The sequence below is a fragment of the Agrobacterium vacciniicorymbosi genome (assembly GCF_040427045.1).
GTDB lineage: Bacteria > Pseudomonadota > Alphaproteobacteria > Rhizobiales > Rhizobiaceae > Agrobacterium.
Genome location: NZ_JBETMF010000003.1, coordinates 372746 through 381005 on the forward strand (window position 1 = coordinate 372746; position 8260 = coordinate 381005).

Annotated in this window: 6 protein-coding genes and 1 tRNA gene; 5 read left to right on the forward strand and 2 right to left on the reverse strand. The window is 56.7% G+C overall.

The window, feature by feature from the left end; genetic code table 11:
- Positions 1-45: 45 nt before the first annotated feature.
- The 5 genes from ABUK73_RS07595 (at position 46) to ABUK73_RS07615 (ending at position 6710) form a co-directional block, all read left to right on the forward strand.
- Complete coding sequence (locus tag ABUK73_RS07595; RefSeq protein WP_113088385.1) at positions 46-432, forward strand: TIGR02300 family protein; 387 nt, start codon at positions 46-48, stop codon at positions 430-432.
- Positions 433-583: 151 nt separating this feature from the next.
- Positions 584-659 (forward strand) — tRNA-Ala (locus tag ABUK73_RS07600).
- A 505-nt stretch (positions 660-1164) separates the two neighbouring features.
- Entirely contained in the window at positions 1165-2961 is a 1797-nt protein-coding gene (gene treZ, locus ABUK73_RS07605) for a malto-oligosyltrehalose trehalohydrolase (RefSeq protein ID WP_353576743.1), read from the forward strand.
- A 196-nt stretch (positions 2962-3157) separates the two neighbouring features.
- Positions 3158-4663, forward strand: a complete 1506-nt coding sequence (locus tag ABUK73_RS07610) for an ATPase domain-containing protein (RefSeq protein WP_353576759.1) — start codon at positions 3158-3160, stop codon at positions 4661-4663.
- A gap of 10 nt (positions 4664-4673) precedes the next feature.
- Positions 4674-6710: a hybrid sensor histidine kinase/response regulator gene (locus ABUK73_RS07615; protein ID WP_353576744.1), complete on the forward strand. Its 2037-nt coding sequence runs from the start codon at positions 4674-4676 to the stop codon at positions 6708-6710.
- Positions 6711-6731: 21 nt separating this feature from the next.
- Here the strand turns inward: ABUK73_RS07615 and ABUK73_RS07620 are convergent, their stop codons facing one another.
- Positions 6732-7397 (reverse strand): GntR family transcriptional regulator, encoded by a 666-nt coding sequence (locus tag ABUK73_RS07620; RefSeq protein WP_353576745.1) that lies wholly within the window; start codon positions 7395-7397, stop codon positions 6732-6734.
- Between the two features lie 113 nt (positions 7398-7510).
- On the reverse strand, positions 7511-8260 hold a 750-nt coding region (locus tag ABUK73_RS07625; protein ID WP_353576746.1), incomplete at its 5' end, for an AMP-binding enzyme.

The following is an 8260-nucleotide window of genomic DNA, read 5'->3' on the forward strand; positions in this document are numbered from 1 at the left end:
CACGGCGTAAACACCGAACTCATCTCACAATTTGAGGCTTAGACAGTGGCAAAAGCGGACCTTGGAACCAAGCGCACAGACCCGGATACCGGCAAGAAATTTTACGACCTGAATCGCGATCCAATCGTTTCTCCTTACTCGGGCAAGTCCTGGCCGCTTTCCTTCTTCGAGGAAACGACCGCTGCCAAGAAGATGGAACAGGCTGAAGAAGAAGAAGTCGCAGAAGTCGATACCGAAAACACGGAAGTCGAACTCGTACCGCTGGAAGACGCAGACGCCGACGCCAGCGCCGACGATATTCCAGATATCGACGGCGACGACGATGTCGAGCTCGACGATGACGACGACACATTCCTGGAAGCCGACGAAGACGAAGATGACGACGACGTCTCCGGCATCATTGGCGTGAACGGCGACGACGACGACGCCTGATTTCCACATGATTTTTCGCCCGGCGTCAAAAAAATGTCGTCGGGCGAATTTTTCGGCTTGCCATTACCCAGAAGCGGAAGTATCAAGCCGCCACCGGAGCAGACAAGCGCTTCGGTTCCCGGAACCGGATCAAGAATGCCGGAACCCTTATGGGGCTATAGCTCAGCTGGGAGAGCGCTTGCATGGCATGCAAGAGGTCAGCGGTTCGATCCCGCTTAGCTCCACCAAATCTCTTTCAAGATAAATTTCCATTTAAATCCAAGCACATCGGTTTTGTTTGAACTGTGCTTTTTCATGTGCTCCGTAGCATGTGGCATGGTATCCGGCTGAATGCCGACCATATCACGTCGTCATCGGCCCTCCTCGGGAACTATCCTCCTATCCTTTTGTTAGCGGCAGAAGAACTTGGAGAATAAAAGATGGCAGACAGGCCGTTTTACGGCTGCACTGAGACGCAATGATTGTTGCGCTTCCTCTCACAGCCTTCCCCCGCATTATTCCAGGATGTCACGAAGCCGACAACCGAGACGGATGCTTTGCTGGATACCTTGAACCACTTATGGACTTGATCGTTGAAGGTAAAATCGACCCGTCCTTTCTGATTACCCGTCGTATTGGGCGGGAAGACGGGCCGGAAGCCTACAAGACCTTCCGGGACAGGGGCATGGCTGCATTAAGGTTGTCATCCGCCTCCACTACCGACGCCAGAACAATGACCACAGGAACCATAGCATGCTCGATGAACTGGCGTTGACGAATGAAGAGACCGGCGCCCTTGACGACAATGCTTGGGGGCCGGTTCTGACCGAAAGCGGCACGCGCTTTCGGCTTTGGGCACCCAGCCAGAATGCCGTGAAGCTTCGTCTTTCCGGCGATCACCCGATGACACGCTCTGGCGATGGCTGGTTTGATATTGAAATCGATCACCAGCCGTTCGGCGTAGCTTATGGCTTTGTGCTGGACGATGGGCAGGTGGTGCCAGACCCTGCTTCGCACGCGCAACAGACGGATGTCTCGGGCCTTTCGATATTGACGGACCCGAAGGCTTACGACTGGCAGCATCCCGACTGGCGTGGGCGCCCTTGGCATGAAACCATTGTCTACGAACTTCATGTAGGAGCCTTTACCCCGGAAGGTACGTTTCAGGCGGCGGCAGCCAAGCTGGAGCAGCTTGCAGAGCTCGGTTTGACAGCTGTCGAACTGCTGCCGCTGGCACAATTTCCCGGGTCCAGAGGCTGGGGATATGATGGTGTGATGCATTATGCGCCGCACAATGCCTATGGCTCACCGGACGATCTGAAAGCCTTCATTGATACGGCGCATGGTCTAGGCCTGATGGTGTTTCTGGACGTGGTCTATAACCACCTCGGGCCGGAGGGAAATTTCCTTAGCCAGTATGCGCCAGCGTTTTTCCGTGAGGGCAAGCAGAATGATTGGGGCGACCAGATCGCTTTCGAATGCCCGGCGGTGAGACGTTATTTCATCGACAACGCGATCTACTGGCTGGACGAATTCCGGCTGGATGGCCTGCGTTTCGATGCCGTCAACGAGATCAAGGACGACGACAGCCAGACACATATTCTCGAAGAGATTTCCACCACTGTTCGCCAAAGCATCACGGATCGTCATGTGCATTTGATGATCGAAAACCCGCCCAATGGTACGGACTTGCTGGCGCAGGAATTGTTTCTGGCGGACTGGAATGACGGGTTTCACCACGTCATCCACCGCATTGTGACCGGGGAAACCAGCGGGATTTTCGAGAAATTTGCGCCTGAACCTTTCGAAAAACTGCGCAAGATCATGGCCGAGGGTTATCTGGACCGTGGCGAACCGATCGTCAGCGATGCACTGCCGCCTAGCAGATGCCTGCCGCCGACGGCCTTCATCCATTTTCTCCAAAACCACGATCAGGTTGGAAACCGAGCGCTTGGCGACCGGCTGCATACGATAATCAATGAGCAGACCTACAAGACGCTGATGACGGTGCTGATGTTGTCGCCGCAGATTCCCCTCATCTTTATGGGCGATCATTACAAGGACGACACACCCTTTCACTTCTTCGCCGATTACGACGGTGAACTGGCCGATGCGATGCGGGAAAACCGTGCGCCGGAGGCGGAAAACTTCGGCGGTTATCCCGAAGGGAAATCTGCGGAGGACATTCCCGACCCCAATGAGGAAGTGACATTTACTGGCTCTAAAATCGATTGGGCGCAGGCGGAGACCGCAGAGGGAAAAGCTTGGTCATCCTGGCTGCGCAGGCTGATAGAGGTCCGCCGCGAACACATCGTTCCGCAGCTGTCTGATGTCCAAGACTCCTCAGGCACCGTATTGCCCGCCCCTGAACAATGCGTTTTCGTGGACTGGACGATCGGCAGCGTTGTGCTGCAACTGCGGCTCAACCTTTCAGACGAAACGATCCGGCTGGAGCCCGATCTCGGCACATGCCTGTGGCCGGTGGACGTGGAAGAATCAACGTCAGAGTTGCTTCCCGTGTCTGTGGCGTTCTTTTTTCGCGAGCGGTGACTGTCCTCGGCTGCTTTGCGTGGCCAATTGCAAAAATATGACGATAATCAAGGCACTTACCGTCCAGAATGGTGGGGGATATCTTGCGTTTGGAACGGAACGCCCGCACAAATCATTTTAGTAGGTTAGTGATATAAAATGTTTCGCTCGTTATCGCTGATGACAGGCTACCGACAGAAGCGACAGATCAGGAATGATGATGAGAGAACCGCAAAGCAAGGCTACCACAGGCGTCGAAGGACTTGATGATATTTTGTCCGGGGGCCTTTCGAGGCGCCACGTCTTCTTGCTTGAGGGATCTCCGGGTACGGGTAAGACCACCATCGCCCTTCAATTTCTGATCGAAGGCGCTATTCGCGGCGAACGCTGTCTCTATATCAGCCTGTCAGAATCCGACGAGGAACTGCGCGATAGTGCTGCCTCCCACAATATGGTTCTCAACGAAAACATCGAAATCTTCGAGCTGGTGCCGCCGGAAAGTCTGCTGGATAGCGAGCAGCAGCAGAGCCTGCTCTACTCCTCCGATCTTGAACTGGGCGAGACGACGAAGCTCATTTTCGGCGCTTTCGAACGCATCAAGCCCGACCGTGTGGTGATCGATAGCTTGTCTGAAATCCGCCTGCTGGCGCAGAGTTCTTTGCGGTATCGACGCCAAATTCTGGCGTTGAAGCATTATTTCTCCAAGTCCGGCGCGACAGTCCTTTTGCTGGACGATCTGACGGCGGACGTGCTGGACAAAACCGTGCACAGCGTCGTTCACGGCGTAATCCATTTGGAAGAGCTGTCGCCCAATTACGGCTCTGAGCGTCGTCGCGTCCGGATTCTGAAATATCGTGGGCAGGCCTATCGGGGTGGCTACCACGATTTCGTCATCCGCACCGGTGGCGTTGCCGTTTTCCCTCGTCTTCGCGCCATCGAACACAAGACGTCCTTCAAGCGGGATACGTTGAGCAGCGGCATCGAGCGGCTCGACGGCCTTCTGGGCGGTGGAGTTGATCGTGGCTCCAGTACCCTGTTGATCGGCCCTGCGGGAACGGGCAAGAGCATTTTCGGCTTCCAATTTATCGATGCCGCGATCAAGCACGGTGAAAAGGCCGCCGTCTTTGTTTTTGACGAAGAACTGGGCCTGCTCTTCAATCGCATGAAGGAAATGGGCATCGACCTCGAAAAATTGCGCGAGGACGGGCTGCTGCATATCGAGCAGCTGGATGCGGCGGAACTATCGCCCGGCGAGTTTGCGCAGCGCGTCCGGGAGCGGGTTGCGACCTATGATGCAAAAACGGTACTGATCGACAGCGTAAACGGTTATCAGGCAGCGATGCCGGAAGAAAATGCGCTCATCCTGCATATGCATGAGCTGCTGCAATTCCTCAACCGTCAAGGCGCCAACACGTTTTTGACCGTTGCCCAGCATGGTCTCGTGGGTGACATGAAATCGCCGGTCGATGTGACTTATCTGGCCGATACCGTCATCCTGCTTCGTTACTTCGAAGCAGCAGGTCGAGTGAGACGCGCCGTTTCCGTCATCAAAAAACGAACCGGCAGGCACGAGGACACCATACGCGAATACAGAATCGACAGTCGTGGTTTGACGTTGGGAGAACCTGTCTCCGGCTTCCAGGGCGTGTTGCGCGGCGTGCCGGTCCTGACGGGTGAACAGCCGGCTCTTTCGCCGACGAACGGGAGTTCGGAAAATTTTTGATCCCGGACATTTGGCAATCGTCTATGCGCCGACCGGCAGAGACTCGCAAATCGCAGCATCCCTCCTCAAAGAGGCCGGGATAAATTCCAAATCTGTCGATACGCTGTCTGACATCGTCGCCAGCCTGGATGACGACGTCGCCTTCGTGGTCGTCACCGAAGAAACGTTGCGCTCTGCAGACCTGCGGTCCATGTCCTCTTGGGTCGGCGCACAGGCGGCATGGTCCGATCTCCCCTTCATCGTGCTGACCCATCGCGGCGGTGGGCCGGAGCGAAACCCGGCTGCGCTGCGATTGTCGGAAATTCTCGGCAATGTCAGCTTTATCGAGCGTCCGTTTCACGCAACCACCTTCATCAGCGTTTCGCGAACCGCCTTCCGAAACAGGCTGCGCCAATTTGATGCCCGATCGCAGATCGAGGCATTGGCAGATGGCGAGCGGTGGCTTCAGACTGCATTGAACGCCGGGCGTCTGGGATCGTGGGAACTTGATCTCGCCTCGAAAACGCTGATCTGCTCCAACAGATGTAAATCGATATTCGGCTACGCTCCACAAGACGAATTCGGCTATGCACACCTGCTTGCCAGCGTGCACCCGGAAGACCGCGACCGTATGCAGGCCGCCGTGCGCGAAACAATCGAAAGCGGCAAGGAATATGCCATCGAGTACAGGGTCATCTGGCCCGACGGTTCGTTGCACTGGGCAGAGATCAATGCCCAGCTTGATCGCGACCGAAACGGCGTGGCTGTAAAGATGGTGGGCGTGTCCGCCGATATTACCGAGCGGATGGAGGTGCTGGAAAAGCAGCGCCTCATCAACGAAACGCTGGAATTGCGCGTGGCCGAACGCACAGCAGAGCTTTTGAAAGCCCATCAAACCGTTATGGCGGAAATGGAGCATCGACAGCGAGCCGAAGAGCAGTTGCGTCAGGCTTTGAAGATGGAAGCCATCGGCCAGTTGACGGGCGGCGTCGCGCACGATTTCAACAATCTGCTGATGGCCGTTATGGGCAATCTGGAACTGCTGGCCAAACATGCCGCAGGTGACGAGAAGGCAACACGGCTGATCGATGGTGCCTTGAAGGGTGCCAAACGCGGCGCCTCCCTGACCCAGCGACTTCTGGCCTTTGCCCGCCGACAGGACCTTCAGGTCAAGCCCGTGGATATGCCCAAGCTGGTGGAAGACATGGGCGATCTTCTGCGCCGCTCCGTCGGATCGGCAATTACGCTGGAGTGGGCGCTGGGCAACCATATTCCTTTTGCATTGGGTGATGCAAACCAGATCGAACTGGCGCTGCTCAACCTCGTCGTCAACGCGCGCGATGCGACGCCGGATGGCGGGACGATAACGCTGGGTCTGCGCGAGACGCAGATTGCTCGCGACACGCCGGAGCTTGTGGCCGGAGATTACGTTGTGCTGTCTGTAACAGACACCGGCGTTGGCATGGACAGCGAGACGCTCAAGAAAGCCATCGATCCGTTTTTCTCGACCAAGGAACTGGGCAAGGGAACGGGTCTTGGCCTCTCCATGATCCATGGTCTGGCCTTGCAGCTGAAAGGCGCGTTGGTGCTGAAAAGCACCAAGGGCGAAGGTACGACTGCCGAATTGTGGATACCGGTGAGCGACCGTGGCGCTGAGCAGATCAGCCTTTCGCCCACCGCCGCCGTGGTCGATTACTCTGCTGACCGGCGACTGAAAATTCTGATGGTGGACGATGACGCGCTCATCGCCATGAGTTCGGTCGATATGCTGGAAGACCTCGGCCATGATGTGGTGGAGGCAAGCTCCGGCAAACAGGCGCTCGACATCCTTGCCAGCGACCCGACCTTCGATCTGCTCGTGACCGACTTTTCTATGCCGGGAATGAATGGGGCGGAGCTTTCGAGAAAAGCGCGTGAGCTGCTACCGGCCCTCCCCATTCTGATCGCTACGGGCTATGCTGATCTCCCTGAGGGAACGGACCTAGAAATCACCCGGCTGGGAAAACCCTACACGCAGGACCAGCTTGCAAGCGAAATCGCCAAGGTTCTAGCCTCGACCAGCATGTAGACGGCGAAGCGTCTGGATCGACTATTCGGTGATTTCCTCACCCGTCATCTGCATGAACCTTGCCAATGCCACACCGGCATTCAGCATGTGTTCGCGCATGATGAGGCTCGCCTGATTGGCATCGCCTTGCATGATGGCGCGGATGATCGCTTCATGTTCCCGATTTGAGGAATGCAGACGTTCGGGATAACGCAGCTGCGTGCGGCGAAACGGTAGCAATCGCGCGCGCAGTCTCATCAGTTCCTCAAACAGAAAATCATTATGGGCGCTGCGATAGAGCAGTTCGTGAAAGGCAAGGTTCAGCTCGTCATATTGCTCGAAATTCGCATTCTTTGCGGCTTCCGATGCCCTCTCCTGAATGTGAAAAAGCTCGGCTCGTTCGACGCCGGTGATGCGATGGGTGGCAAGACCCACACACATGGCTTCGATCTCCGCCGTGACTTCGAACATCTGCATCAGGCGCGGCAAGGTCAGCGGCAGAACGAAAGCGCCCTTGCGCGGGCGAATTTCCACAAGGCCGCTCGCCTCCAACTGCCTCAGCGCTTCCCGCACTGGAGTTCGCGACGCGGAAAAGCGGGTGCTGAGCGTTCCTTCCTCAAGAACGGAGCCGGGCTTGATGACACCGGTGGAAATCTCGTCCGACAGCACGATGCGAATATGTTCACTGATCGAACTGGCGGTGGTCATCTGGCCTTGTCTCCGTTGCACAACGTCTGCATCCCCCGGCGTTGCGCCGGGCCATTATTGAATGGTGCACTAGCATCGTTTTAGCGATAGCCAAAGTTCCAAGTCGCGGCTGCCTAAGCAGCCTCAGCCTTATTCTGCCTGTTCTCGATGAGATCATCGACCACAGCCGGATCGGCCAGTGTGGATGTATCGCCCAGCGAGCCAAAATCATCCTCGGCGATCTTGCGCAGGATGCGGCGCATGATCTTGCCCGAACGGGTCTTCGGCAGGCCCGGCGAGAATTGGATTTTGTCCGGCGTGGCGACGGGACCAATCTCATTGCGCACATGCTTGACGAGTTCGGCACGAAGCGCATCGTCTCCGGTTTGCCCCGCCATCAGCGTGACATAGCAATAGATGCCCTGTCCTTTGATGGAATGCGGATAACCAACGACCGCAGCTTCCGAGACGAGATTGTGGGACACCAGTGCCGATTCGACTTCCGCCGTACCAAGACGATGGCCGGAGACGTTGAGAACATCATCGACACGACCGGTGATCCAGTAATAGCCATCCTCGTCGCGGCGGCAGCCATCGCCGGTGAAGTATTTGCCCTTGTAGGTCGAGAAATAGGTGTCGATGAAGCGCTGGTGATCGCCATAGACCGTGCGCGATTGGCCGGGCCAGCTGTCTGCGATGCAGAGATTGCCGTCCGCTGCCCCTTCCAGCACCTTGCCCTCGGCATCGACCAGCTGTGGCTGGACGCCGAAGAAGGGGCGCGTGGCCGAACCGGGCTTGAGATCGGTTGCACCGGGCAGCGGCGTGATCAGAATGCCGCCGGTTTCCGTCTGCCACCATGTATCGACAATCGGGCTCTTATCCTC